Below are 25,858 nucleotides of genomic sequence, written 5' to 3'. Positions count from 1 at the left end.
TGCTGTGGCAGCCCCGATCCCCTTACGGGGCGCTGCGGTACAGCCTGTTTCCGCCCGCCAGGATCGACGCCGCCAGCGCGTCCGCAGCACCCTTCGCCGCAGTGTGGCGTTTGGCATGTACGAGGACGAAGTCGACCTCGCCCAGTTCGGGGAGGCCCGCGCGGTCCGGGATGCGGACCAGGCCCGGTGGGATGAGGCCGCGGGAGTGGGCCATGACGCCCAGGCCCGCCCGGGCGGCCGCGATGAGGCCGTTGAGGCTGCCGCTGGTGCAGGCGATGCGCCAGGCGCGGCCCTGCCGTTCCAGCGCCTCCAGGGCGAGGGCGCGGGTGATGCCCGGCGGCGGGTAGACGATCAGCGGTACCGGACGCTCGGGGTCCAGGCGCAGCCGCTCCGCGCCGATCCAGACCAGACGGTCGTGCCAGACCAACTCGCCGCGCGGGTCCTCGGGGCGGCGCTTGGCCAGCACCAGGTCGAGCTTCCCGTCGGCCAGTTGCTCGTGCAGGGTGCCCGAGAGCTCGACCGTCAGCTCCAGGTCGACCTCCGGATGGTCGTGCCGGAAGCCCTCCAGGATCTCGGTGAGGCGGGTGAGGACGAAGTCCTCCGAGGCGCCGAAGCGCAGCCGGCCGCGCAGCCGCGTCCCCGTGAAGAACGCCGCCGCCTGCTCGTGGGCCTCCAGGATCCGGCGTGCGAAGCCGAGCATCGCCTCGCCGTCCTCCGTCAGCTCCACGGAGTGGGTGTCCCGCGTGAACAGCTGCCGCCCGGCGGTGTCCTCCAGGCGCCGCACATGCTGGCTGACCGTGGACTGGCGCAGCCCGAGCCGCCGGGCCGCCTGCGTGAAGCTCAGCGTCTGGGCCACCGCCAGGAACGTACGCAGCTGTGAAGGGTCGTACACACCACCCAGGCTATCGCGATTCGTAATGACAGTCAGAGTGGTATGCCGGATTCCCGATCAAGAGTCCGAGGAGGACGATGGAGAGGGCGCCGCCCAGCACTGAACCGCGGCACTGAACCACCACACCGAACCGCCGCGCTGAATCACCGCACCGAACTGAACCACCGCACCGAACTGAACCACCGCACCGAACTGAACCACCGCACTGAACCGACTGAGCAACGGAGCACCGTGAAACGCCTGAAGTGGCCGTCCTGGCTGCCGATCGACCCGTACATCCTGCTGCTGCTCGGGACGGTGGGGCTCGCCGCCCTGCTGCCCGCCCGGGGGACCGGAGCCGACGTCGCGTCCGGCGCCTCCACCGCGGCGATCGCCTTCCTCTTCTTCCTCTACGGGGCCCGTCTGTCCACCCGTGAGGCGATGGACGGCGTACGGCACTGGCGGCTCCACATCACGGTCCTGGCCTGTACGTTCGTACTGTTCCCGCTGCTCGGCCTGGCGGCACGCGGCCTCGAACCGGTGCTCCTGAACCACTCGCTCTACACCGGACTGCTCTTCCTCACGCTGGTCCCGTCCACGGTCCAGTCCTCGATCGCCTTCACCTCGATGGCGCGCGGAAACGTTCCGGCAGCGATCTGCGCGGGCTCCTTCTCCTCCCTCGTGGGCATCGTGCTCACCCCGCTGCTCGCGGCGGCGCTCCTCGGCGGCAGCGGGGGCGGCTTCTCCGCGGACTCGCTGCTCAAGATCGTGCTGCAGCTGCTGGTGCCGTTCCTGGCCGGGCAGTTGCTGCGCCGTTGGATCGGCGGCTTCATCGCGCGCCACAAGAAGATCCTCGGCTACGTCGACCGCGGCTCGATCCTGCTCGTCGTCTACACCGCGTTCAGTGAGGGCGTGGTGCAGGGCATCTGGCACCAGGTCAGCCCGCTGCGCCTGGGCGGCCTGCTCGCGGTCGAGGCCGTACTGCTCGCCGTGATGCTGGCCCTCACCTGGTACGGCTCGAAGGCCCTCGGCTTCAACCGCGAGGACCGCATCGCCATCCAGTTCGCCGGGTCGAAGAAGTCCCTGGCGTCCGGACTGCCCATGGCGAGCGTGCTGTTCGGCGCCCACGCCGCGCTGGCCGTCCTGCCGCTGATGCTCTTCCACCAGATGCAGCTCATGGTCTGCGCGGTCATCGCCAAACGCCGCTCCCGCGACCCCGAGACGGAACAGCCCGTCACCCCGGCCCCAGCCGCAGAGTCACGAATCGCGGTCGGTACAGGGACACGTTCCGGCTGAGGTTCGCCTGCGCCGCGACCCCGCCGTTCGCGTCCAGCCAGTTGACGTCGTAGCTGAGCACGAGCCTGCCCCGGCTCACCGTCGGATGGAGCTGCGGGTTGTACGCGGCCACGCCCGCCCCCTGCTCCGGCAGTGGCGGGCTGAAGCCCTTGCCGGGACCGTGCCAGGGCCCGGTGGGGGAGCACGCCCAGTACGAGGTGATCGTCGTCAGCCCCTCGGCGCCCGCCGCCATCGTGAACAGCACATAGGTGCCCCCGTCGCGGGCGACCGTGAACGCACTGCCCACCCCCTTGCGCCCGCCGTCGCCCAGCACGGGCTTCATGAGCGAGGGAATGGTCCACCGCTCGCCGTCCCAGTACCGCCACGCGCCCGGGTCGGCCAGCCGGCCCCGGGGCACGCGCGCGACGTACGCCTTCGACGCCGGCTGGGCGGCGGCCCGCGCGTCGTCGCCGCCGAAGACGTACGTCCAGTCCCCGTCGTCGGTCAGCGCGGTCGTGCCGAACAGCACCCGCTTCGCCGGGTCCTGGACCCGCTGCTGGTCGAGGACCCGCACGATGCCTTCGAGCCGCAGGTCGGGCAGCGAGAGAGTGGCCACCTCGGTGGCCGTCGGCACCCCGTAGATCCAGGGGTACGTGCCGGTCGTACGGGTCCACAGCACGACCCGTACGACCTGTTCGGACGAGCCGGGGGAGCGGGGCTCGACCCGGGCGGCCACCGGCCAGCGCCACTGGCCCGGGGCCGGGTCCGCGAACAGCGGTGCGGGCAGCGTGCGTTGGAGGCGGCCGTCGTCCATGACCACGGCCGAGTTGCGCACCAGGGGGGCGGTCGTGTCCCGCCACGCGTAGGACTCGCCCGCCGGGTTCGGCGGACGGTACACCTGGCCGAGAAATGTGTCCGAGAACAACCACAGCACCCGGCCGTCCGGCAGCCGCACCGAGTGCGTACCGTCGCCGCCGGTCCAGTCGTCGGCCCGCGAGGCGTCGTCCCCGTACCGCGCGAACTCTCCCGTGAGGTCCCGGTCAGCGGCCCAGGACGCGACCGTACGGGCCTGGCAGGAGCCCTCCCGGTCGTCGTCACCCGGGAGGGCGGTGAGCAGCACGGCGCCGAGGACCAGGGCCAGGAGCAGGCCGAGCCCGGTCCCCGTGCGCTGTCGTGCTCGTGCGTCGTCGGGCACGCCCGGGACGTTAGTGGCTGCCGCTCACCCGGTCCATGGGCAGCCACAGCACGGTGTCCCGGGTCACAGGAGCGTCCATCGTGCGGACATCAGTCAACTCGGCCTCGCTCAGCGCCCGGTCGTAGACCCGTACGTCGTCGATCGTGCCCGTGAAGTGCGCCCGGCTGTCCGGCTTCTGCCCGATGCGCACACCGAACGGCGCGTTGCGGCTCACGGAACCCGGCACGTCGGCCGTGCTGAGGATCGCCCCGTCGGCACCCTCGGTCATCGTCATCTCGGACGGCTTCTGCCAGAACGTACCGTCGGCCGCGATCGGCCACGAGTCCGTCGCCCCGATCCGCCAGTGGTCGCCGTCGTCGTCGCTGACGGTCGGCGCCGCTTGGTGGTGTGCGCCTCCCCCGGACGGGTGCTGACGGAGTGTCATGTCCGGCTGGGCCACCGGTTGACGGTGAAGGGGTCGAACCCGAGCAGTTCACGGGCCTATTGATCCGGATTTCCGGTACGGACGGCTGATGCGGGCTAACGTTCCGTCATGAACGCACCGGACATGGAACCCCGCCTGGCCCTCGACCCCGCACGCACCGCCCTCGTGCTCGTCGACCTGATGGACCGCATCGTCGGACTGCCCCTGGAGCCCCACAAGGGGACCGAAGTCCTCACCGTCGCGGAGGAGTTGGCGGCCGCCTTCCGGCAGGTGGGCGCGCTCGTCGTACTCGTGCGGGTGGAGCGGCCCGGTGTCCACGAGCAGCCGCCCGGCAGCGGTCTGGTCGCGGGGCTCGCGGCGGAGGGCGACGTAGAGATCGTGAAGCAGACCATCGGCGGTTTCCAGGACACCGGGCTGCACGAGCGGCTGCGTGAACACGGTGTCTCCACGCTGGTGTTCGGCGGAATCGCCACCAACCTCGGCGTCGAGTCCACCGCCCGCGCCGCCGGTGACCTCGGCTACGACCTCGTCTTCGTCGAGAACGCCATGGCCGCCCTCACCGGCCCCGAACACGAGGCCTCGGTGAAACTGGACTTCCCGCGCCTGGGCACGGTCGTCACGGCTTCCGAGGTGCGGTTCGCCGGGGCGTGAGCCCTCGTGGCACCGGGCGGGCGATCGGCCTCCCGGGACTGAGACGGGGCCCCTCCGGCGCAGGGGGCGCTCCCCGCCGGGTGGGGCCCCGCCGCCGTGCAGCGGGGAGACCGGTCAGCCCTGGGTGGCCGTGGCCCGCAGGGCGACGCGGTGCTCGCCCGCGTACACGTTCATGGAGGTGCCCCGCAGGAAGCCGACCAGTGTCAGGTTCGACTCGGCGGCCAGGTCCACCGCGAGCGAGGACGGAGCCGAGACCGCCGCGAGGAACGGGATGCCCGCCATCACGGCCTTCTGGGCCAGCTCGAAGGACGCCCGGCCCGAGACCAGCAGGACCGTGCGGGAGAGCGGCAGCGAGCCGTTCTGGAGGGCGCGGCCGACCAGCTTGTCGACCGCGTTGTGCCGGCCGACGTCCTCCCGGATGTCGACCAGCTCGCCGTCCTCCGTGAACAGCGCCGCCGCGTGCAGACCCCCGGTCCGGTCGAACACGCGCTGCGCCGCGCGCAGCCGGTCGGGGAGGCTCGCGAGCAGTTCGGGTTCGAGCCGCACCGGGGGAGCCGTGTCGCCCGCCGTGTCGTCGATCGACCAGCGGGCGGTCGTACGGACCGCGTCCAGGCTCGCCTTGCCGCACAGGCCGCAGGACGAGGTCGTGTACACGTTGCGTTCGAGGGTGATGTCGGGGATGACGACGCCGGGCGCGGTCCGCACGTCGACGATGTTGTACGTGTTCGAGCCGTCCACCGTGGCGCCCGCGCAGTAGACGATGTTCTGCAGTTCGTCGGCCGCGCCCAGCACCCCCTCGCTGACCAGGAAGCCCGCCGCGAGCGCGAAGTCGTCGCCCGGGGTGCGCATCGTGATCGCGAGGGGTTTGCCGTTGAGGCGGATCTCCAGTGGCTCCTCGGCGACGAGCGTGTCCGGGCGGGTGGAGACCGCCCCGTCCCGGATGCGGATCACCTTGCGTCGTTCCGTGACTCGTCCCATGTCCTGATCAGTCCCGGTTCTGTACGTGCTGGTAGCCGAAGCGGCCCTTGATGCAGAGGTTGCCGTGGGTCACCGGGTTGTCGTGCGGCGAGGTGACCTTCACGATCTCATTGTCCTGCACGTGCAGGGTGAGATTGCAGCCCACTCCGCAGTAGGCGCACACCGTGGTCGTCTCGGTCTGCGCCGGCTCGTCCCACGTACCCGCCGCGCGCATGTCGAACTCCGACTTGAACGACAGCGCGCCCGTCGGGCACACCTCGATGCAGTTGCCGCAGTACACGCACGCCGAGTCGGTGAGCGGCGCGTCGTGCTCGACGGCGATCCGGGCGTCGAAGCCGCGTCCGACGACCGAGATCGCGAAGGTGTTCTGCCACTGGTCGCCGCAGGCGTCCACGCACTTGTAGCAGAGGATGCACTTGTCGTAGTCGCGCACGTACAGGTCGTTGTCGACCTTCGGTTCCTCGTCGAGACGGGCCGCGTCCGGTCCGAACCGGTCGGGCTTCGCCTCGTACTCCTTGAGCCACCCGGCGACCTCCGGTGTGGTCGAGAGGTCGACCGAGGACGCGAGCAGTTCGAGGACGATCTTGCGGCTGTGCCGGGCGCGCTCGGTGTCCGTCCGCACCCGCATGTCCGCCTCGGCCTTGCGGGAGCAGGCCGGGACGAGGGTGCGCGCGCCCTCGACCTCGACGACACAGACGCGGCAGGCGTTCTTGGGGGCGAGGGTGTCGCCCTGGCAGAGGGTCGGGACGTCCTTGCCGACCGACCGGCAGGCGTCGAGGATCGTCGACCCCTCGGGGGCCCGTACGGGCTCACCGTCGATCGTGAACTCCAGCAGACGGCGGGGGATCCCCAGCGGTATCAAGGTCATTCGTACGCCCCCAGGCGGTCGATGGCGGATTCCACGGCGTTCCACGCGGTCTGCCCGAGACCGCAGATCGAGGCGTCCTTCATGGCACGGCCCACCTCGCGGAGCAGGGCGATGTCGGGTGCCGCGTCCGCGCCCGTCCGGTCGGCGATGCGGTGCAGCGCCTCCTCCTGGCGCACGGTCCCGACCCGGCACGGCACGCACTGCCCGCAGGACTCGTCGCGGAAGAACTCGGCGATCCGCAGCAGCAGACGCGGCAGCGGCACGGTGTCGTCGAAGGCCAGCACGACCCCGGAGCCGAGCGTCGTCCCCGCCTCCCGCGTGCCCTCGAAGGTGAGCGGGATGTCCAGCTCGTCGGGCCGTACGAAGCCACCGGCCGCGCCGCCGAGCAGCACCGCGCGCAAACGTTTACGTACGCCCGCGAGGTCCAGCAGCTCGCCGAGCGTCGCGCCGAACGGCAGCTCGTAGATACCGGGCCGGTCCACGCTGCCCGACACACAGAACAGCTTCGGTCCGGTGGACTTCTCGGTGCCGATCGCGGCGTACGCCTGCGCCCCCATCGTGAGGATGGGCAGCACGTTGACCAGCGTCTCGACGTTGTTCTCAGCAGTGGGTTTGCCGAACAAACCCTTCTCTACGGGGAAGGGCGGTTTCGACCGCGGCTCTCCTCTGTACCCCTCTATGGAGTTGAAGAGGGCGGTCTCCTCGCCGCAGATGTACGCGCCCGCACCGCGCCGGATCTCGATGTCGAACGCGTACCCCTGGCCGAGGACGTCGTCGCCGAGCAGTCCACGCGCGCGCGCCTGCCCGATGGCGTGCTCCATGCGTTCCAGCGCCCGCGGGTACTCGCCGCGCAGATACAGGTAGCCCTTGTGCGCCCCGACCGCGTAGCCCGCGATCGTCATCGACTCCACGAGGGAGTACGGGTCGCCCTCCATGACCACGCGGTCCTTGAAGGTGCCGGGCTCGGATTCGTCGGCGTTGCAGACGAGGTAGTGCGGATGGTCGGGCTGCGACGCCGTGGCCTGCCATTTGCGGCCGGTGGGGAAGGCGGCGCCGCCGCGCCCGACCAGGCCCGCGTCGGTGACCTCGCGGATGACCCCGGCGGGCCCGATCGCGAAGGCCTGCCGCAGGGCCGTGTAGCCGCCGTGCGCCCGGTAGTCGTCCAGCGAGGCCGGGTCGACCACGCCTACGCGGCTCAGCAGCACCAGCTCCTCACGGCCCGCCCGACCCGCCTGGGGTACCGCCAGGGCCGCCGACGGCTCCTCGGGCGCCGAGTCGGGCGCGCTCGCCGCGAGCACCGCCCGCTCGACGGTCGCGGGCGCCGACACGGCCGTACGCACCGGATCCCCGGCCTTGACCGCCAGCGCGGCCGGAGCCCGCTCGCACAGGCCCAGGCAGGGGCTGCGCTCGACGCTCACACCGCTGCCGAGGCCGAGCCTGGCCTCGACACCGGCGCACAGCTCCGACGCCCCGGCCGCCGCGCACGCGAGGTCCGTGCACACGTGCAGGACCGTCGCGGGGCGCGGCTTCACCGAGAACATCGCGTAGAAGGTGGCGACCCCGTAGGCCTCCGCCGGCGGCACGGTCAGCCGTCGGCAGAGGTAGTCGAGAGCGCCCTCGCTGATCCAGCCGATCCGGTCGTTGACGGCGTGCAGCCCCGGCAACAGCAGGTCACGGCGTTCCCGGGCCGCACGCCCGCCGCGTGCCCACCTCAGGTCGGCATCGCTGCGGTCGGCGCCCTCCCACGAAGACTCCGGAGGACCGAGCAGCGTGTCGATGGCCGCCCGTTCCTCGTCCGTCGGCTTGCTGTCACCGAAGTGCAGGTCCACCACACATCACCTCACTTGAATAGCAACCGGCAGCTTGTCGATCCGGATCGCCGACGCCTTGAACTCCGCCGTCCCCGCGATCGGGCAATTGGCCTCGATCGTCAGCTGGTTGGTGTCCACCTCGTCGGGAAAGTGCATGGTCATGAACGCGAGCCCGGGCCGCAGCGCCGTGTCGACCCACACCGGCGCCACCACCGCCCCGCGCCGCGAGGAGACCTGGACCTCCTCACCGACCACCACGCCGTAGCGCTCCGCGTCCTCCGGGCACAGCTCGACGTACTCCCCGCGCCGCAGCGGCGAGGCGAAACCGCCGCTCTGCACCCCGGTGTTGTACGAGTCGAGCCGCCGCCCGGTGGTCAGCCGGATCGGGTACTGCTCGTCCGTCAGGTCGACGGGCGGGTCGTGCTGGACAATCCCGAAGGGCGCGAGTCGGCCGCGTTCGGCCGGGTCGGAGGCCCACAACCGGCCGTGCAGATAGGTCGGTTCGATCCGGTCCGTCTCCGGGCACGGCCACTGGATGCCCTGGTGCTCCGCCAGGCGCTCGTACGTCATCCCGTAGTGGTCCGGGGACACCGACCGCAGCTCGTTCCAGACGGCCTCGGAGTCCGCGTACTTCCACTCGTGGCCCATTCGGGAGGCGAGGTCGCAGAGGATGTCGATGTCCTCGCGGGCCTCACCGGGCGGGACCACCGCCCGGCGCACCCGCTGAACGCGCCGCTCGCTGTTGGTCGTTGTGCCCTCGGTCTCGGCCCAGCCGGCCGTCGCGGGCAGGACGACGTCCGCGAGCTCGGCCGTCTTCGTCAGGAAGATGTCCTGGACGACGAGGAAGTCGAGGGCCCGCATACGGCGTACCGCCTGCTCGCTGTCGGCCTCCGACTGCGCCGGGTTCTCCCCGATGCAGTAGACGGCCTTGAGCGTGCCCTCCTCCATGGCCTCGAACATCTCGGTGAGGTTCATCCCGTAGTGGGGCTGGATGGCGGTGTCCCAGGCGGACTCGAACTTCAGCCGGGTGTCCGGGTCGAGGATGTCCTGGAAGCCGGGCAGCCGGTTCGGGATGGCGCCCATGTCGCCGCCACCCTGCACGTTGTTCTGCCCGCGCAGAGGCTGCAGCCCGGAGCCGAACCGGCCCACATGGCCCGTCAGGAGCGACAGGTTGATGAGCGCGCGGACGTTGTCCGTGCCGTTGTGGTGCTCGGTGATGCCGAGCGTCCAGCACAGCTGGGCGCGCTCGGCGCGGGCGTAGGCGTGCGCCAACTCCCGTATCGCGGCGGCCGGTACGCCCGTCACCTTCTCGGCGAGGGACAGCGTCCAGGGCTCGACGAGCTGCCTGTACTCCTCGAAGCCGGTGGTCGCCCGCTCGATGAACGCGTCGTTGGCCAGCCCCGCCCGGATGATCTCCCGGCCGATCGCGTGCGCCATCGGGATGTCGGTTCCGACGTTCAGCCCGAGCCAGCTCTCCGCCCACTCGGCCGTCGACGTGCGGCGCGGGTCGACCGCGTACATCCGGGCGCCGTTCCTGATCCCCTTCAGGACGTGCTGGAAGAAGATCGGGTGCGCGAAACGGGCGTTGGACCCCCACATCACGATGAGGTCGGAGTGCTCGACCTCGGCGTACGAGGAGGTGCCGCCGCCCGAGCCGAAGGCCGCCGACAGGCCCGCCACGCTGGGCGCGTGACAGGTGCGGTTGCAGGAGTCGACGTTGTTGGTGCCCATGACCACGCGGGCGAACTTCTGCGCCACGTAGTTCATCTCGTTGGTCGCGCGGGCGCAGGAGAACAGGCCGAACGCCTCGCGTGCCGCGCCGATGCCCCGGGCGGCGCGGTCCAGGGCCTCGTCCCAACTCGCCCTGCGGAAGGGCTCGTCGCGCGAGTCGCGGACCAGCGGATACTCAAGTCGGGTGTAGGTCTTGGGAGTTCGGTCGCGCTTCCTCATACGGCGTTCCTCAGAGTCCTGGTGAATGTCGTGGTGAAGGTCCTCATGCGGCGGTCCTCAGTGCGAGCAGGTCCGAGATGGCGTGGACGGTGCGGAGCGTGGGCACCGGGACGTCGGTGATCTCCGCGAGTTCGACGACGGCGGCGAGCAGCACGTCGAGTTCGAGCGGTTTGCCGCGCTCCAGGTCCTGGAGCGTCGAGGTGCGGTGGTCGCCGACGCGCTCCGCGCCGGCGAGGCGCCGTTCGATGGAGACGCCCACCTCGCAGCCGAGTGCCTCGGCGACCGCGAGCGTCTCGGTCATCATGATCTCGATGACCCGGCGCGTACCGCCGTGCAGGCACATCTGCCGCATGGTCGCGCGGGCCAGGGCGCTGATGGGGTTGAAGGAGATGTTGCCGAGCAGCTTGAGCCAGATGTCGTTGCGCAGTTCCGGCTCGACGGGGCACTTGAGTCCGCCCGCGACCATGGCCTCGCTGAACGCCGCACAGCGCACCGAGACCGAGCGGTCGGGTTCACCTATGGAGAACCGGGTGCCTTCCAAGTGGCGGACGACTCCCGGTCCCGCCAGCTCGGTCGCCGCGTAGACGACACAGCCGATGGCCCGTTCGGGCGCGATCACCGCACTGACCGCGCCGCCCGGGTCCACGCTCTCGACCCGGTGGCCGTCGTGCGGGCCGCCGTGCCGGTGGAAGTACCACCAGGGGATGCCGTTCTGAGCGGCGATCACCGCTGTCGTGTCGTTCAGGAGAGGCTCGATGAGCGGCCCGCACGCCGCGTACGAGTTGGCCTTCAGGCCCAGGAGGACGAAGTCGACCGGGCCGACCTCGGCCGGGTCGTCGGTGGCGTGCGTCCGCGCGGTGAAGTCGCCGCGCGGGCTGAGCACTCGCACTCCGTGCTGCCTCATGGCCGCAAGATGCGGTCCACGGGCGATGAGGTGCACATCGGCACCCGCGCGATGCAGCGCGGCACCGACGTAGGCGCCGATGGCACCGGCGCCGAGAACTGCCACTTTCACGAGAGGGGCTCCGTTCGGTCGAGGGTACCGAGGAGACGCTGAACAGCGTGGAATCATGTCGACTGAATATTGTCTACAGTATGGGAGTTGGGGCAGCAAGAGTTCGCGCAGCACCTGCGACATGCCTGGGGCTCCACCCGGTATCGCCGGGCACGGCCCCGGAGTTCGCTGAGCGTCGCGCCCCGAACACCCTTGGTGGAGCAGCCGAGTTCGGCCGGGCGTGGCCGAACTCGGTGCCCGAATGCCGTTCGTCCGACCGAACCGACCGTTCGTCGCGCACGGCATACCGTTCACCGCATATGGCATATGTGTTCGTGCGGCCGCCTTCCCAACCGGCCGACCGGTTCCTATCGTCCGGGATCATGAGTCCCCCTGTAGCCCCACCGGGCTGGAGCCGCTGGCTGGTCCCGCCGGCGGCCCTGTCGGTCCACCTCTCGATCGGACAGGCCTACGCCTGGTCCGTGTTCAAGCCGTCCCTGGAGTCCGCGCTCGACCTCAGCGGCACCCAGAGCGCCCTGCCCTTCCAGCTCGGCATCGTGATGCTCGGCCTGTCCGCCGCGTTCGGCGGCACACTCGTCGAGCGCAACGGGCCGCGCTGGGCGATGACGGTCGCCCTGATCTGCTTCTCCTCGGGCTTCCTGCTCTCCGCGCTCGGCGCCGCCACCGAGCAGTACTGGCTGATCGTCTTCGGCTACGGCTTCGTCGGCGGCATAGGCCTGGGCATCGGCTACATATCGCCCGTCTCCACGCTCATCAAGTGGTTCCCGGACAGGCCCGGCATGGCCACCGGCATCGCCATCATGGGCTTCGGCGGCGGCGCGCTCATCGCCTCGCCGTGGTCCGCGCAGATGCTGGAGTCCTTCGGCTCGGACAGCTCCGGCATCGCACAGGCCTTCCTCGTGCACGGACTGACGTACGCCGTCTTCATGTCCCTCGGCGTGTTCCTGGTCCGCGTGCCGCGCCCCACGAAGACCGCGGCCGACGGCACTCCGGCGCCGCTCCAAGGCGTACAGGTCTCCGCGAACAGCGCCATCCGCACCCCGCAGTTCTGGTGCCTGTGGGTGGTGCTCTGCATGAACGTGACCGCGGGCATCGGCATCCTGGAGAAGGCCGCCCCGATGATCACCGACTTCTTCTCGGACACCTCCACACCCGTCTCGGTGTCGGCGGCGGCCGGGTTCGTCGCGCTGCTGTCCGCGGCGAACATGGCGGGCCGTATCGGCTGGTCGTCGACGTCCGACCTGATCGGGCGCAAGAACATCTACCGCCTCTACCTGGGCGTCGGCGCGCTGATGTACGCCCTCATCGCCTGGGCCGGGGACTCCTCCAAGCCGCTGTTCATCTGCTGCGCCCTGGTGATCCTCTCCTTCTACGGAGGCGGCTTCGCGACCATCCCCGCCTACCTCAAGGACCTCTTCGGGACCTACCAGGTCGGCGCGATCCACGGACGGCTGCTGACCGCCTGGTCGACCGCCGGAGTCCTCGGACCGCTGATCGTCAACTGGATCGCGGACCGGCAGGAGGAAGCCGGCAAATCCGGAGCGTCCCTCTACGGAGTGTCACTGATCATCATGATCGGGCTGCTCGTGATCGGCTTCGTCGCCAACGAACTCGTCCGCCCGGTCAACGCCCGCCATCACATCCCCGCCCAGAGGGAGGCCCCCGATGTCCACGAGCGACAGCAGTCCGCCTGAGGGCGCCACACCTGACCGCCGCCCACTGATCGCCTTCGCCTGGCTCTGGGTGGGGGCGCCGCTGGCCTATGGTCTGTACGAGCTGGTGCAGAAGGCCACCCAATTGTTCACAGGGTAGGTGTTCGGGTGTCCGAGGGCCTGACAGAAGCCGACAAGGGTGGCACATCAATCCTGTGACTTTACGTGCCCTCGTACCCGTGAGTACCTGATCAGACTGGTGAGTCCCGTTACCCAGGCAACCAAGGGGACCGCCCATGAACGGCTCACGCATCGCCGCTGTCGGCCACTACCAGCCCGCCAGGATCCTCACCAACGAGGACCTGGCGGAACTGGTCGACACCAGCGACGAGTGGATCACGAGCCGGGTGGGCATCCGTACGCGGCACATCGCGGGCCCCGACGAACCGGTCGACGAGCTGGCCGCGCACGCGGCGGCCAAGGCCCTGGCGGCCGCCGGCCTCGCCCCCGACGACATCGACTTCGTCCTGGTGGCCACCTCCACCGCCGTCGACAAGTCGCCGAACATGGCCGCCCGGGTCGCCGCCCGCCTCGGCATCCCGTCGCCCGCCGCCATGGACGTCAACGTCGTCTGCGCGGGCTTCACCCACGCGCTGGCCACCGCCGACCACGCCGTACGCGCGGGCGCGGCGACCCGGGTGCTGGTCATCGGCGCCGACAAGATGTCCGACGTGGCGGACTGGACGGACCGTACGACCTGCGTGCTCGTCGGGGACGGCGCGGGGGCCGCGGTCGTCGAGGCGGCCGAGGCCGCCGAGGAGCCCGGCATCGGGCCCGTGCTGTGGGGCTCGGTGCCCGAGATGGGGAACGCGGTACGCATCGAGGGCACCCCCTCGCGGTTCGCGCAGGAGGGCCAGAGCGTCTACCGCTGGGCCACCACCAAGCTGCCGGCCATCGCACGCAAGGCCTGCGAGCGCGCCGGCCTCGCCCCCGAGGACCTCGCCGCGGTCGTGCTGCACCAGGCCAACCTGCGCATCATCGAGCCCCTCGCCGCGAAGATCGGCGCCGTGAACGCGGTCGTCGCGCGTGATGTCACCGAGTCGGGCAACACCTCCGCCGCCAGCATCCCGATCGCCCTGTCCAAGCTCGTCGAGCGTGGCGAGATCTCCACCGGCGACCCGGTCCTCCTCTTCGGCTTCGGTGGCAACCTCTCGTACGCGGGACAGGTCATCCGCTGCCCGTGACGTGCGCGTTCTCCGGCGAGCGAGCCTCTCAAAAGGGGCGTGTGACGAGGCCAACTCCCCCTCGGCCTGGCCATTGTGCGCCGTAGACTGTAGACGAAAGACAATTGATACTGGCTCTGAGGCTGCCGTGCGGCCGCCGCGCACGCCGCCACTGCCCAGGAGGGGGACCGCGATGTTGTCGACCGGACTGCCGCAGGGGTCGGTGCCCAAGCTCGAACGGCCGGGACCACTCCGGGACCGGGTCTACGAAGCACTGCTCGAACTGATCACCACACGTGCCCTGCAGCCCGGCCAGCATCTGGTCGAGAGCGAGCTGGCGGGGCACCTCGGGGTCTCCCGGCAGCCCGTGCGCGAGGCGCTGCAGCGGCTGAACACCGAGGGATGGGTCGATCTGCGGCCCGCCCAGGGCGCCTTCGTGCATGAACCGACGGAGGCCGAGGCGGACCAACTCCTCACGGTACGCACGCTGTTGGAGGCCGAGGCCGCCCGGCTCGCGGCGGCCAACACGGGCACGGCGGGCATCGCCGCCCTTGAGGAGCTGTGCGCCCAGGGCGAGGAGGCGGTCGGCGCCGACGACGTGGACGGGGCGGTCGCGATGAACGCCCGCTTCCACGCCAAGGTCATGGAGCTCGCGGGCAACACGGTCCTCGCCGAACTGGCCGCCCAGGTCGACCGGCGGGTCCGCTGGTACTACACACCGGTCGCCCGGCAGCGCGGCCACCAGTCCTGGATCGAGCACCGCGACCTGATCGCCGCGATCGCGGCCCGTGACGAACAGCGCGCGACCGAGGTCATGCGCGCCCACACCGAGCACACCCGCAGGACGTACCACGCGCGACCGCGCGACTAGACGACCGGAACGGCCTGCGAGGAGAGGCGGTCCGGGCCCGTCAGAACGCGTCCGCGTGTTCCGCCGCCCACTCCCGGAACGTGCGCGGCGGCCGCCCCGTGATCTCCTCGACCGTGGGCAGGACCTGGGACTCGTCCAGGATCCCGTCGGCGAAGAAGCGGAGGAACGCCTCGGCGTACGGAGCCGGGAAGGCGGCCCCCAGCGCCTCGCGGGCCTCCTCGTCCGTGAGTCCGACGGTACGCAGCTCGCGGCCCAGCACCTCACCGAGGACGGTGATCCTGTCGGCGGGCAGCAGTGACTGAGGGCCCGTCAGAGTGTAGGCGTGGCCCGCGTGTTCGGGCGAGAGGAGGGCCCGGGCGGCGACCTGGGCTATGTCGTACGGATCGATGTCCGCCGTACGGACGCCGGGGAACGGCACACGCACCTCGTCGCCCTTGCGTATCTGGTCCGCGAGCGACACCGCGTTCGACATGAAGCTCACGGGCCGCAGGAAGGTCCAGGCGAGCCCGGACTCGCGCACCCCGTTCTCCGACGCCCGCAGATAGCGGGTGACCGCGTTGCCGTCGTCGACCGCCGCCGACTTGCCGGAGAGCATCACGACCCGCTCGACACCCGCCGCCCGCGCGTCGGCGAGGACGGCCCGCTGCCCCTCGTACCCGGGCATCAGGAACAGGGCGCGCACTCCGTCGAGCGACGCCCGTACGGTCTCCGGGCGGTTCAGGTCGCCGGCCACCCCCTCGGCACCCTGCGGCAGTCCGGCCCCCTCGCCCGTGCGGCTCATCGCCCGCACCGGCTCACCCGCGGCGGCCACCGCGCGCACCACACCGGCCCCGACGTTCCCCGTGGCACCCGTCACCAGGATCATGAGTTTCCCCCTCTCCCGCCCCGGGCCACGGCAGCCCGGAGCACAGGGTGCTCATCCTGCTGCGTCGTTCCGCGGGTGGCCACCGCTCCAACTCGCTTTGTCCTCTGAGTGGAAGAAGTCATCAGCAATTCGTGCGCAACTTCTTCCCAGCTTCGGCAGCCGCTGCTACGTTCCACTCGAAAGCCAACGACGGCGGTGCCGATGAGGCGGGGAGGGGCTCGTGAGACGCATGACGGCGCGACCCGGAAACGCCCACCAGGCGCGGCTGCTCAGGCTGCTGCGTGACGGGGGTCCCAACTCGCGGGCCCAGCTGGGCGATCAGGTGGACCTCTCGCGGTCCAAGCTGGCCGTCGAAGTCGAACGGCTGCTGGAAACGGGCCTCGTGGTGGCCGACGGACTCGCCGCCTCGCGCGGCGGCCGCCGCTCCCACAACATCCGGCTCGCTCCCGCGCTGCGCTTCCTCGGGGTCGACATCGGCGCCACCTCGGTCGATGTCGCCGTCACCAACGCGGAGCTGGAGGTGCTGGGGCACATCAACCAGCCCATGGACGTACGCGAGGGCCCGGTCGCGGTCTTCGAGCAAGTGCTCGCCATGGCAGCGAAGTTGAAGGCCTCGGGGCTCGCGGAGGGGTTCGACGGCGCCGGTATCGGCGTCCCCGGCCCGGTCCGTTTCCCCGAGGGCGTCCCGGTCGCCCCGCCGATCATGCCGGGCTGGGACGGGTTCCCGGTCCGCGAGGCACTGAGTCAGGACCTCGGCTGCCCCGTCATGGTCGACAACGACGTGAACCTGATGGCGATGGGGGAGCAGCACGCGGGCGTGGCCCGCTCCGTGGGCGACTTCCTCTGCGTCAAGATCGGTACCGGTATCGGCTGCGGGATCGTCGTCGGCGGTGAGGTCTACCGGGGTACGACGGGCAGCGCGGGCGACATCGGCCACATCCAGGCCGTGCCGGACGGCCGCCCGTGCGCGTGCGGCAACCGGGGCTGTCTGGAGGCCCACTTCAGCGGCGCCGCGCTCGCCCGCGACGCCACGGAGGCCGCCCAGCAGGGGCTTTCCCAGGAACTGGCGGCACGACTGGAGGCGGCGGGCGCCCTGAGCGCCGTCGACGTCGCCGCCGCGGCCGCCGCGGGCGACGCCACCGCGCTCGATCTGATCCGCGAGGGCGGCAACCGCACCGGCCAGGTCATCGCCGCACTCGTCAGCTTCTTCAACCCGGGCCTGGTGGTGATCGGCGGCGGGGTGACCGGACTCGGCCACACCCTGCTCGCCGCGATCCGCACCCAGGTCTACCGCCAGTCGCTGCCTCTGGCGACCGGCAACCTCCCGATCGTCCTGGGGGAGTTGGGCCCCACCGCCGGAGTCATCGGCGCGGCCCGGCTCATCAGCGACCACCTCTTCTCACCCGCGTAACGCCTGCTTCCAGAGCCGCAAGAGCGCAACCACTTCTCCACGAGCCGCAAAAGCGCCACTTCCGCACGAGCCGCCAGAGCGCCACATTCTCCACGAGCCGCAAGAGCAGCACCTCTTCCAGGGGCGTTACCGCACCACACCTCACAGCGCACCCTGCTTCGCCCTGCCTCACTCCGCCCTGCCCTGAGACCGGCCCGCACGCCGAGGGGAACCGTCATGGCTCCAGAACCACCCCTGCTCACCATGTCCGGCATCACCAAGTCGTTCCCCGGTGTCCGGGCCCTCGACGGCGTCGACCTCGACGTCCAGACCGGCGAAGTGCACTGCCTGCTCGGCCAGAACGGCGCGGGTAAGTCCACGCTCATCAAGGTCCTGGCCGGTGCCCACCAGCCGGACGACGGCACCATCACCTGGCGCGGCGAACAGGTCACCCTGCGCTCGCCCATAGCCGCCATGCGCCTCGGCATCGCCACCATCTACCAGGAACTCGACCTGGTGGAGCACCTGTCGGTGGCCGAGAACGTCTACCTCGGCCATGAACCGACGACCGCCGGTTTCGTCGTACGCGGCAAGGAAGCGAAGGCGTCAACTGCCGCACTGCTCAAGCGACTTGGGCACTCGGAGGTCGACCCCGGGCGGCTCGTCGGTGACCTGTCCGCCGCCCAGCAGCAGATCGTCTCCATGGCACGGGCGCTCTCCCACGACGTACGCCTCATCGTCATGGACGAACCGTCCGCGGCCCTGGACCCCGACGAGGTCGACAACCTCTTCCGCATCGTCGGCGACCTGACCGCGGAGGGCGTCGCCGTCGTCTACATCTCGCACCGGCTGGAGGAGATCCGCCGCATCGGCGACCGGGTCACGGTCCTGAAGGACGGCCGGGCGGTGGCGGGCGGACTGCCCGCGGAGTCGACGCCGACCCGCGAGGTCGTCGCCCTCATGACGGGGCGGAACGTCGAGTACGTCTTCCCCGAGCGGCCCACGCACCAGGCGCTGCCCGATCCGGTGCTGGAGGTCCAAGGCCTCGCCCGGGACGGCGAGTTCGCCTCGCTCGACCTCACCCTGCGCCCCGGCGAGATCGTCGGCCTCGCGGGACTCGTCGGCTCCGGCCGCTCCGAGATCCTGGAGACCATCTACGGCGCCCGGAAGCCGAGCAGCGGTCAAGTCCTCGTAGACGGCAAGAGGTTGAAGCCCGGCAGCGTCCGAGCCGCCGTCCACGCCGGCCTCGGCCTCGCCCCCGAGGAGCGCAAGGCGCAGGCCCTCCTGATGCTGGAGTCCGTCACCCGGAACGTCTCCGTGTCCTCCATGTCCCGCTTCTCGTACGGAGGTTGGCTCGACCGGAGCGCAGAGCGGAACGCGGCGCAGAAGGCGACGCGTGAGCTGTCGCTGCGCCCCGACAACCCGTCCGCCCCCGTGCGCACCCTCTCCGGCGGCAATCAGCAGAAGGCAGTCCTCGCCCGTTGGCTGCTGCGCGGCTGCAGGGTGCTGCTGCTCGACGAACCGACCCGCGGCGTCGACGTCGGCGCCCGCGCCGAGCTGTACGCCGTCATCCGCCGCCTCGCCGACGAAGGCCTGGCCGTGCTCATGGTCTCCAGCGAAGTACCCGAGGTCCTCGGCCTCGCCGACCGCGTCCTGGTGCTCCGAGAAGGCCGGGTCGTGCACACGGCGCCCGCCCAGGAGCTCGACGAACACCGCGTACTCGACCTCGTCATGGAAGGAAGCCCGGCGTCATGACGCAGCCCGTGTCCCCGCCCCGGGACGAAATCCCGAAGCTGTCACCACAGGTGGAACCCAGTCCCTGGCGGGTGGTCGTGGCCCGCGCCGACGTCCGCACGCTCTCGCTGCTCGGTGTGCTCGCCGCCCTGATCCTCATCGGAGGCATCACCAAGCCCGACGAGTTCCTCGACACCCGCAACCTCCAACTCGTCCTCACCCAGGCGTCGGTGATCGGTGTCGTCACGGTCGGCATGACCTTCGTCATCATCTCCGGCGGCATCGACCTGTCCGTCGGCGCGATCGTCGCACTCGCCTCGGTGTGGGCGACGACCGTCGCCACCCAGGACTACGGCTTCGCCGGCATCTTCTTCACGGCGGTGATCGTCGGAGTCGGCTGCGGCCTCGTCAACGGGGTACTGATCGCATACGGCACCATGGTGCCGTTCATCGCGACCCTGGCCATGCTCGCCTCGGCCCGCGGCCTCGCCCTCCAGATAACCGACGGCAACACCCAGGTCGTCACGGTCGACGGCATCCTCGACCTCGGTGAGCGCGACTCCTACGTTCTCGGTGTCCCGCCGCTCGTCATGGTGTTCGCGGTCGTGACGATCATCGGCTGGCTCGTGCTCAACCGCACCACCTTCGGCCGCCGCACGGTCGCCGTCGGCGGCAACGCGGAGGCGGCCCGGCTCGCCGGCATCGACGTACGCCGCCAGCGCCTCTACCTCTACCTGTTGTCCGGACTGTGCTGCGGCATCGCGGCCTTCCTGCTGATCATCCTGTCCGGCTCGGGCCAGAACACCAACGGCAACCTCTACGAACTCGACGCCATCGCCGCCGCGATCATCGGCGGCACCCTGCTCACCGGGGGACGCGGCACCATCACCGGGTCGGTGCTCGGGGTCCTGATCTTCATCACGATCCAGAACATCTTCGCCCTGAACAACCTGCAGAGCGACGTCCAGCAGATCGCCAAGGGCGCGATCATCGTCGCCGCCGTGCTCGTCCAGCGCCGTACCGCCAGCACGACCTGAGGAAAGGGTTCACCGCCATGCCAGAGATCACGAGCCGCAGAGGACTGCTCTTCGGCACCGCCGCCGTCTCGGCCGGTGTCCTCCTCACCGGTTGCACCAGCAACGAATCCAAGGATGAGCCGGCCTCCAACGACCAGCCCGCCGCCGACGACAAGCCCGGCAAGCAGGTCACCATCGGCTTCGCCGGCCCGCAGGCCGACCACGGCTGGCTCAACGCGATCAACGACAACGCCAAGAGCCGCGCCAAGAAGTACAAGGACGTGACGCTGGAGATCACGGAGGGCTCCAACGACACCGCCCAGCAGATCGGCCAGATCGAGACGCTGATCAACAAGAAGGTCGACGTACTGGTGGTGCTGCCCGCCGATGGCAAGGCGCTCACCCAGGTCGGCCTCCAGGCGATGCGCGCGGGCATCCCCGTCGTCAACCTCGACCGGATCTTCAACTCCCCGCAGGCGTACCGCTGCTGGATAGGCGGCGACAACTACGGCATGGGCCTCAGCGCCGGCCACTACATAGGCGAGAAGCTCAAGGACAAGAAGGGCGCCCGGGTCATCGAGCTCGCGGGACTCGACAACCTGGAGCTGACGAAGCAGCGCACGCAGGGCTTCGACGCGGCCCTCAAGAACTACCCGAACATCAAGAAGGTCGCCCGCCAGGCCGCCGATTTCACCGTCGAGTCGGGACAGGCCAAGATGTCCCAACTGCTGCAGGCCCAGTCGAACTTCGACGCCCTGTGGAACCACGACGACGACCAGGGAGTCGGCGCCCTGCGCGCCATCGAGCAGGCCGGACGCGACGACTTCCTGATGGTCGGCGGTGCGGGCGCCCTGTCCGCCATGCAGGCCATCGAGTCGGACAACAGCGTCCTCAAGGCCACCGTCCTCTACCCGCCCACCATGGCCGCGTCCGCGATCGACCTCGCCCGCGCCCTCGGCCAGGGCAAGGGCGTCGGAGGCCTCGCCGAGTTCGAGATCCCGGCGTCCCTGACCCTCTACTCGGCGGTCGTCGACAAGGCGAACGTGAAGCAGTACCTGCCCACGGGCTTCAAGTAGGCCGCGCCCCCTTAGGGGCGCGGGGAACTGCGCGACCAGCTGAAGCGGACCCGCAGTCTCCAACCGTGCAGCAAGCGGAGCGCCCCCGCACGACACCCCCCACCGCGCCACGACGAAGAGGAGGACCTCCGCATGGGACAGCCGCAGCAGCCCGACGAGGCACAGGCCGGGGCAGCGGCCGGAAGGCCGCCCCTGGGCGTCGGCATGGTCGGATACGCGTTCATGGGCGCCGCCCACTCACAGGGCTGGCGCACCGTGGGCCGTGTCTTCGACCTGCCACGCCGACCGGTCCTCGCCGCCGTCTGCGGCCGTGACGCGGAAGCCGTGAGAGCGGCGGCAGACCGGCTCGGCTGGGCCGCCGCCGAGACCGACTGGCGGGCGCTGATCTCCCGCGAGGACGTCGACGTGGTCGACATCTGCACCCCCGGCGACAGCCACGCCGAGATCGCCGTCGCCGCGCTCGCCGCGGGCAAGCACGTGCTGTGCGAGAAGCCCCTCGCCAACAAGGTCGAGGAGGCCGAGGCGATGGCCGAGGCCGCCCAAGCCGCCGCCGAGCGCGGCCAGGTCGCCATGGTCGGCTTCAACTACCGCCGGGTGCCCGCCACTTCACTCGCCCGGAAGATGGTCGCCGAGGGACGCCTCGGCACCCTGCGGCACGTACGGGTGACATACCTTCAGGACTGGCTGGTGGACCGGGAGTTCCCGCTCACCTGGCGGCTGCGCAAGGAGACGGCGGGCTCCGGCGCGCTCGGCGACCTCGGAGCGCACATCGTCGACCTCGCCCAGTACCTGGCGGGCGAGCCGGTCGTGGGAGTGTCCGCGCTCACCGAGACCTTCGTACGGGAGCGGCCGCTGCTGTCCGGATCCTCCAGCGGCCTCTCGGCGGCCGGGGGCGGTCAACTCGGGGCCGTCACGGTCGACGACGCCGCCCTGTTCACCGGACGGTTCGCCTCGGGCGCCCTCGCGTCCTTCGAGGCCACCCGGTTCGCCACCGGCCGCAAGAACTCCCTGCGCATCGAACTCAACGGCGAGAACGGCTCGTTGGCCTTCGACCTGGAGCGCCTCAACGAACTCTCGTACCACGACGGCACGGAGCCCGGCACCCACGCCGGCTTCCGCCGCATCCTCGTCACCGAACCCGACCACCCCTATCTGGAGGCCTGGTGGCCGCCGGGCCACGGCCTCGGCTACGAGCACACCTTCACCCACCAGGCCCGCGACCTGGTGCACGCGATCGCGGACGGCGGGCAGCCGCTGCCCTCCTTCGCCGACGGGCTGCAGGTGCAGCGTGTGCTCGCGGCGGTCGAGGAGAGCGCCGAGAAGAACTCCGTCTACACCCCCATCGCGAGCTGAGGAAGGCCAGTCCATGCCGCGCAACTTCACGCTGTTCACCGGTCAGTGGGCCGACCTGCCGCTCGAAGAGGTCTGCCGGCTCGCCCGCGACTTCGGCTACGAGGGGCTCGAACTCGCCTGCTGGGGCGACCACTTCGAGGTCGACAAGGCCCTCGCGGACTCCACCTACCTCGACTCGCGCAGGGAACTGCTCGACAAGTACGGCCTCAAGTGCTGGGCCATCTCCAACCACCTGGTCGGCCAGGCCGTCTGTGACGCCATCATCGACGAACGCCACCAGGCGATCCTGCCCTCGCGTATCTGGGGCGACGGTGAGGCCGAGGGCGTACGGCAGCGGGCGGCGGCCGAGATCGCCGACACCGCGCGCGCCGCGGCGGCCTTCGGCGTCGACACCGTCATCGGCTTCACCGGGTCCGCGATCTGGCACCTGGTCGCGATGTTCCCGCCCGCCCCCGAGTCGATGATCGAGCGCGGCTACGAGGACTTCGCCATGCGCTGGAACCCCATCCTCGACGTCTTCGACACCGAGGGCGTGCGGTTCGCGCACGAGGTCCACCCGAGCGAGATCGCGTACGACTACTGGACAACTCAGCGCGCCCTGGAGGCCGTTGACCACCGGCCGGCCTTCGGGCTGAACTTCGACCCCTCGCACTTCGTCTGGCAGGACCTCGACCCGGTCGGCTTCCTGTGGGACTTCCGCGACCGGATCTACCACGTGGACTGCAAGGAGGCCCGCAAGCGCCTCGACGGCCGCAACGGACGCCTCGGCTCCCATCTGCCGTGGGGCGACCCGCGCCGCGGCTGGGACTTCGTGTCCGCGGGCCACGGCGACGTCCCCTGGGAGGACGTGTTCCGGATGCTGCGCTCCATCGACTACAAGGGCCCCATCTCGGTCGAGTGGGAGGACGCGGGCATGGACCGCCTCCAGGGCGCACCCGAGGCGCTCACCCGGCTGAAGGCCTACGACTTCGAACCTCCGACGGCGTCCTTCGACGCGGCGTTCGGCGGCAACGACTAGCCACCCCCCTCACAGAGTTCGTTCCGGGGTGACGGCGCACCCCGGCGCATCGCACCCGCATGTACAACCAGCCCCACTCTGGAGGCATTCCGTGCACGGGAACGACCACATAAGCACCACCAGAACCGAGAGCCACAGACGACGCCCGAGACTGCGACTGCGCAAGGCGCTCGCCCTGTTCACCGGAGCGCTCCTCGCGGGTGCCTCGCTCACCCTGGCCACACCGCCGGCGGGCGCCGCCGTCGCCGACCCGGCCGCCGCACCGGCCGCACCCGTGGCCGCCGAGGACTTCCAGCAGGTCACCCTCGCCAAGGGCGAACCCGAGGTCGGCGAGCCCATGTCGCTGGCCGTCCTCCCGGACCGCTCGGTCCTGCACACCTCGCGCGACGGCGAACTGCGGATCACCGACAGCGCCGGCAACACCAAGCTGGCGGGCAAGCTCGCCGTCTACTCGCACGACGAGGAAGGCCTCCAGGGCGTCGGCATCGACCCCGGCTTCGCCGACAACCGCTTCATCTACCTCTACTACGCCCCGCCGCTCGACACCCCGGCGGGCGACGCCCCCGAGACGGGCACCGCGGCCGACTTCGCGCCCTTCGACGGCGTCAACCGGCTCTCGCGCTTCGTCCTGAACGCGGACGGCACCCTCGACAACGCCAGCGAGAAGAAGATCCTCGACATCCCGGCGACCCGCGGCATCTGCTGCCACGTGGGCGGGGACATCGACTTCGACGCGGCCGGAAACCTCTACCTGTCGACCGGTGACGACTCCAACCCGTTCCAGTCGGACGGCTACGCGCCGATCGACGAGCGTGCCGACCGCAACCCCGTCTTCGACGCGCAGCGCACCTCCGGCAACACCAACGACCTGCGCGGCAAGATCCTGCGCATCAAGGTGAACGCCGACGGCTCGTACACGGTCCCTGACGGCAACCTCTTCGCGCCCGGCACGGACAGGACGAAGCCCGAGATCTACGCGATGGGCTTCCGCAACCCGTTCCGCTTCAGCGTCGACAAGAAGACCGGCATCCTCTACGTCGGCGACTACGGCCCGGACGCCGGTGCCGCCGATCCCGCGCGCGGCCCGGCCGGCCAGGTCGAGTTCGCCCGCGTCACCGAGCCCGGCAACTTCGGCTGGCCCTACTGCACGGGCAACAACGACGCCTACGTGGACTACGACTTCGGGACGAAGGCGTCGGGGGCCTCCTTCGACTGCTCCGCACCGAAGAACACCTCGCCCAACAACACCGGTCTGACGGACCTGCCCCCGGCCCAGGCCGCGTGGATCCCCTACGACGGCGGATCCGTGCCCGAGTTCGGCACCGGCTCCGAGTCCCCGATGGGCGGCCCGGTCTACGACTACGACGCCTCGCTCGACTCACCGGTCAAGTTCCCGGAGGCGTACGACGGCGACTTCTTCGCCGGCGAGTTCGGCCGCCGCTGGATCAAGCGGATCGCCTCCGACGACAGCGGCACCGTGCAGTCCATCAACGACGTGCCGTGGACCGGCACCCAGATCATGGACATGGCCTTCGGCCCGGACGGCGCGCTGTACGTCCTCGACTACGGCCTCGCCTGGTTCGGCGGCGACGAGAACTCGGCCCTGTACCGGATCGAGAACGCGACCGACGGACACTCGCCCGTGGCACAGGCCGCGGCCGACCGCACCTCGGGACAGGCGAAGCTGAAGGTCAAGTTCTCCTCGGCCGGCAGCACGGACGCCGACGGTGACGCCCTCACGTACAGCTGGGACTTCGGCGACGGCGGCAAGTCGACGGCGGCGAACCCGACGTACACGTACAAGAGGAACGGCACCTACACGGCGACGCTGACCGCGAAGGACGCCACCGGGCGGACCGGCGGCGCGAGCGTACGGATCGTCGTCGGCAACACCGCGCCGAAGGTGACCCTCCAACTCCCCGAGGACGGACAGCTGTTCAGCTTCGGTGACGCCGTGCCCTTCAAGGTGAAGGTGACCGACCCCGAGGACGGCAGGTCGATCGACTGCGCCAAGGTGAAGGTCAGCTTCGTCCTCGGTCACGACAGCCACGGCCACCCGCTGACCACGGCCAACGGCTGCTCCGGCACCATCCAGACCAGCGCCGACGGCGGCCACGACGAGGACGCGAACATCTTCGGTGTCTTCGACGCGGAGTACACCGACAACGGAGGCGGCGGCCAGGAGGCGCTCACCACGCACGACCAGAACGTCGTCCAGCCCAGGCACCGGCAGGCCGAGCACTACGGCAAGTCGGAGGGCGTCACGATCCAGTCGAAGGCCACCGCTCACGGCGGCAGGACCGTCGGTGACATCAACAACCGCGACTGGATCTCCTTCGAGCCGTACGTCGTGAGCAACGCCACGAAAATCACGGCACGCGTCTCCTCCGGTGGCACCGGCGGCAAGCTGGAGGTCCGCGCGGGTTCGCCCACCGGCCGCCTGCTCGGCACGGCGACCGTCCCGGTGACCGGCGGCTGGGAGAACTTCCAGGACGTCACCGCCAATCTGACGAAGGCGCCGCGCGGCACCACCACGCTCTACCTCGTCTTCAGGGGGAGCGGGACCGGAGCCCTGTACGACGTGGACGACTTCACCTTCACAACCCGCTGAGGGAGGTGCGC

General features: G+C 70.4%; 20 protein-coding genes and 1 pseudogene. 12 read left to right on the top strand and 9 right to left on the bottom strand.

All coding sequences use genetic code 11. The features are described from left to right. Positions 1 to 22 precede the first annotated feature (22 nt). Entirely contained in the window at positions 23 to 892 is an 870-nt protein-coding gene (locus ACH4YP_RS03895; RefSeq protein ID WP_361060694.1) for a LysR substrate-binding domain-containing protein, read from the bottom strand. Positions 893 to 1,123: 231 nt separating this feature from the next. Between ACH4YP_RS03895 and ACH4YP_RS03890 the strand changes: the two genes are divergently transcribed. Further along, complete coding sequence (locus tag ACH4YP_RS03890) at positions 1,124 to 2,167, top strand: bile acid:sodium symporter family protein (protein ID WP_398489210.1); 1,044 nt, start codon at positions 1,124 to 1,126, stop codon at positions 2,165 to 2,167. Here ACH4YP_RS03890 and ACH4YP_RS03885 read toward each other — a convergent pair. Next, on the bottom strand, positions 2,106 to 3,341 hold the full coding sequence (locus tag ACH4YP_RS03885; protein ID WP_398489209.1) for a DUF4185 domain-containing protein: 1,236 nt from the start codon (positions 3,339 to 3,341) through the stop codon (positions 2,106 to 2,108). The two genes, ACH4YP_RS03890 and ACH4YP_RS03885, sit on opposite strands and share 62 nt — an antisense overlap. Positions 3,342 to 3,351: 10 nt before the next feature. Then, positions 3,352 to 3,594, bottom strand: a pseudogene (locus ACH4YP_RS03880) (LamG-like jellyroll fold domain-containing protein); the annotation flags it as partial. Positions 3,595 to 3,888: 294 nt separating this feature from the next. On the opposite strand from ACH4YP_RS03880, the gene ACH4YP_RS03875 reads away from it, so the two are divergent. Beyond that, positions 3,889 to 4,416, top strand: a complete 528-nt coding sequence (locus ACH4YP_RS03875; protein ID WP_398489473.1) for an isochorismatase family protein — start codon at positions 3,889 to 3,891, stop codon at positions 4,414 to 4,416. Between the two features lie 114 nt (positions 4,417 to 4,530). Here ACH4YP_RS03875 and fdhD read toward each other — a convergent pair whose 3' ends face one another. The 5 genes from fdhD to ACH4YP_RS03850 are packed head-to-tail and all read right to left on the bottom strand — an operon-like array spanning position 4,531 to position 11,038. Then, positions 4,531 to 5,394 (bottom strand): formate dehydrogenase accessory sulfurtransferase FdhD, encoded by an 864-nt coding sequence (fdhD, locus tag ACH4YP_RS03870; RefSeq protein WP_361060700.1) that lies wholly within the window; start codon positions 5,392 to 5,394, stop codon positions 4,531 to 4,533. A 7-nt stretch (positions 5,395 to 5,401) separates the two neighbouring features. After that, positions 5,402 to 6,262, bottom strand: a complete 861-nt coding sequence (locus tag ACH4YP_RS03865; RefSeq protein WP_398489207.1) for a 2Fe-2S iron-sulfur cluster-binding protein — start codon at positions 6,260 to 6,262, stop codon at positions 5,402 to 5,404. Further along, positions 6,259 to 8,091 (bottom strand): NAD(P)H-dependent oxidoreductase subunit E, encoded by a 1,833-nt coding sequence (locus ACH4YP_RS03860; protein ID WP_398489205.1) that lies wholly within the window; start codon positions 8,089 to 8,091, stop codon positions 6,259 to 6,261. The genes ACH4YP_RS03865 and ACH4YP_RS03860 overlap by 4 nt, the downstream gene beginning before the upstream one ends. Before the next feature lie 6 nt (positions 8,092 to 8,097). Continuing rightward, positions 8,098 to 10,023 carry a molybdopterin oxidoreductase family protein gene (locus ACH4YP_RS03855; RefSeq protein WP_398489203.1) on the bottom strand — a complete coding sequence of 642 codons (1,926 nt, stop codon included), beginning with the start codon at positions 10,021 to 10,023 and terminating at the stop codon, positions 8,098 to 8,100. Between the two features lie 43 nt (positions 10,024 to 10,066). Further along, positions 10,067 to 11,038 carry a 2-dehydropantoate 2-reductase gene (locus ACH4YP_RS03850; RefSeq protein ID WP_398489202.1) on the bottom strand — a complete coding sequence of 324 codons (972 nt, stop codon included), beginning with the start codon at positions 11,036 to 11,038 and terminating at the stop codon, positions 10,067 to 10,069. Positions 11,039 to 11,400: 362 nt separating this feature from the next. On the opposite strand from ACH4YP_RS03850, the gene ACH4YP_RS03845 reads away from it, so the two are divergent. The 3 genes from ACH4YP_RS03845 to ACH4YP_RS03835 all read left to right on the top strand — a co-directional run bounded on the left by ACH4YP_RS03845 (position 11,401) and on the right by ACH4YP_RS03835 (position 14,784). After that, a complete protein-coding gene (locus ACH4YP_RS03845) occupies positions 11,401 to 12,732 on the top strand; it encodes an OFA family MFS transporter (RefSeq protein ID WP_398489200.1) in 1,332 nt (443 codons plus the stop codon). A 254-nt stretch (positions 12,733 to 12,986) separates the two neighbouring features. Next, a complete protein-coding gene (locus ACH4YP_RS03840) occupies positions 12,987 to 13,934 on the top strand; it encodes a beta-ketoacyl-ACP synthase III (RefSeq protein ID WP_361060711.1) in 948 nt (315 codons plus the stop codon). A gap of 172 nt (positions 13,935 to 14,106) precedes the next feature. After that, positions 14,107 to 14,784 (top strand): GntR family transcriptional regulator, encoded by a 678-nt coding sequence (locus ACH4YP_RS03835; RefSeq protein WP_055616771.1) that lies wholly within the window; start codon positions 14,107 to 14,109, stop codon positions 14,782 to 14,784. Between the two features lie 40 nt (positions 14,785 to 14,824). Here ACH4YP_RS03835 and ACH4YP_RS03830 read toward each other — a convergent pair whose 3' ends face one another. Next, on the bottom strand, positions 14,825 to 15,649 hold the full coding sequence (locus tag ACH4YP_RS03830; protein WP_398489197.1) for an NAD(P)H-binding protein: 825 nt from the start codon (positions 15,647 to 15,649) through the stop codon (positions 14,825 to 14,827). 229 nt (positions 15,650 to 15,878) lie between these two features. Here ACH4YP_RS03830 and ACH4YP_RS03825 point away from each other — a divergent pair, with 229 nt between their 5' ends. The 7 genes from ACH4YP_RS03825 (at position 15,879) to ACH4YP_RS03795 (ending at position 25,847) form a co-directional block, all read left to right on the top strand. Then, complete coding sequence (locus ACH4YP_RS03825; RefSeq protein ID WP_361060760.1) at positions 15,879 to 17,060, top strand: ROK family transcriptional regulator; 1,182 nt, start codon at positions 15,879 to 15,881, stop codon at positions 17,058 to 17,060. A gap of 216 nt (positions 17,061 to 17,276) precedes the next feature. After that, the gene (locus tag ACH4YP_RS03820) at positions 17,277 to 18,794 is read left to right on the top strand and encodes a sugar ABC transporter ATP-binding protein (RefSeq protein ID WP_361060715.1); all 1,518 of its coding nucleotides are present in this window, start codon (positions 17,277 to 17,279) and stop codon (positions 18,792 to 18,794) included. After that, positions 18,791 to 19,810 (top strand): ABC transporter permease, encoded by a 1,020-nt coding sequence (locus tag ACH4YP_RS03815; RefSeq protein WP_361060717.1) that lies wholly within the window; start codon positions 18,791 to 18,793, stop codon positions 19,808 to 19,810. The genes ACH4YP_RS03820 and ACH4YP_RS03815 overlap by 4 nt, the downstream gene beginning before the upstream one ends. A gap of 17 nt (positions 19,811 to 19,827) precedes the next feature. Continuing rightward, positions 19,828 to 20,865 carry a substrate-binding domain-containing protein gene (locus ACH4YP_RS03810; protein ID WP_398489195.1) on the top strand — a complete coding sequence of 346 codons (1,038 nt, stop codon included), beginning with the start codon at positions 19,828 to 19,830 and terminating at the stop codon, positions 20,863 to 20,865. Between the two features lie 132 nt (positions 20,866 to 20,997). Continuing rightward, positions 20,998 to 22,218, top strand: a complete 1,221-nt coding sequence (locus ACH4YP_RS03805; RefSeq protein ID WP_398489194.1) for a Gfo/Idh/MocA family protein — start codon at positions 20,998 to 21,000, stop codon at positions 22,216 to 22,218. A 13-nt stretch (positions 22,219 to 22,231) separates the two neighbouring features. Continuing rightward, positions 22,232 to 23,236, top strand: coding sequence for a sugar phosphate isomerase/epimerase (locus ACH4YP_RS03800; protein ID WP_055616778.1), 1,005 nt, complete (start codon positions 22,232 to 22,234; stop codon positions 23,234 to 23,236). Between the two features lie 91 nt (positions 23,237 to 23,327). Further along, on the top strand, positions 23,328 to 25,847 hold the full coding sequence (locus ACH4YP_RS03795; RefSeq protein WP_398489192.1) for a PQQ-dependent sugar dehydrogenase: 2,520 nt from the start codon (positions 23,328 to 23,330) through the stop codon (positions 25,845 to 25,847). Positions 25,848 to 25,858 lie beyond the last annotated feature (11 nt).

It is taken from the genome of Streptomyces sp. NPDC020747, assembly GCF_044334695.1.
Lineage (GTDB): Bacteria > Actinomycetota > Actinomycetes > Streptomycetales > Streptomycetaceae > Streptomyces.
Note: the sequence above shows the minus strand (reverse complement) of the source record. Positions and strands in the feature narration are given on the sequence as shown.

What these genes read in the sequence shown, in the direction of transcription:
- ACH4YP_RS03865 (WP_398489207.1), bottom strand. Translation starts at nt 6,262, where the DNA reads ATGACCTTGATACCGCTGGGGATCCCCCGCCGTCTGCTGGAGTTCACG.
- ACH4YP_RS03875 (WP_398489473.1), top strand. Translation starts at nt 3,889, where the DNA reads ATGGAACCCCGCCTGGCCCTCGACCCCGCACGCACCGCCCTCGTGCTC.
- ACH4YP_RS03805 (WP_398489194.1), top strand. Translation starts at nt 20,998, where the DNA reads ATGGGACAGCCGCAGCAGCCCGACGAGGCACAGGCCGGGGCAGCGGCC.
- ACH4YP_RS03835 (WP_055616771.1), top strand. Translation starts at nt 14,107, where the DNA reads ATGTTGTCGACCGGACTGCCGCAGGGGTCGGTGCCCAAGCTCGAACGG.
- ACH4YP_RS03840 (WP_361060711.1), top strand. Translation starts at nt 12,987, where the DNA reads ATGAACGGCTCACGCATCGCCGCTGTCGGCCACTACCAGCCCGCCAGG.
- ACH4YP_RS03845 (WP_398489200.1), top strand. Translation starts at nt 11,401, where the DNA reads ATGAGTCCCCCTGTAGCCCCACCGGGCTGGAGCCGCTGGCTGGTCCCG.
- ACH4YP_RS03825 (WP_361060760.1), top strand. Translation starts at nt 15,879, where the DNA reads ATGACGGCGCGACCCGGAAACGCCCACCAGGCGCGGCTGCTCAGGCTG.
- ACH4YP_RS03855 (WP_398489203.1), bottom strand. Translation starts at nt 10,023, where the DNA reads ATGAGGAAGCGCGACCGAACTCCCAAGACCTACACCCGACTTGAGTAT.
- ACH4YP_RS03830 (WP_398489197.1), bottom strand. Translation starts at nt 15,649, where the DNA reads ATGATCCTGGTGACGGGTGCCACGGGGAACGTCGGGGCCGGTGTGGTG.
- ACH4YP_RS03820 (WP_361060715.1), top strand. Translation starts at nt 17,277, where the DNA reads ATGGCTCCAGAACCACCCCTGCTCACCATGTCCGGCATCACCAAGTCG.
- ACH4YP_RS03815 (WP_361060717.1), top strand. Translation starts at nt 18,791, where the DNA reads ATGACGCAGCCCGTGTCCCCGCCCCGGGACGAAATCCCGAAGCTGTCA.
- ACH4YP_RS03800 (WP_055616778.1), top strand. Translation starts at nt 22,232, where the DNA reads ATGCCGCGCAACTTCACGCTGTTCACCGGTCAGTGGGCCGACCTGCCG.
- fdhD (WP_361060700.1), bottom strand. Translation starts at nt 5,394, where the DNA reads ATGGGACGAGTCACGGAACGACGCAAGGTGATCCGCATCCGGGACGGG.
- ACH4YP_RS03810 (WP_398489195.1), top strand. Translation starts at nt 19,828, where the DNA reads ATGCCAGAGATCACGAGCCGCAGAGGACTGCTCTTCGGCACCGCCGCC.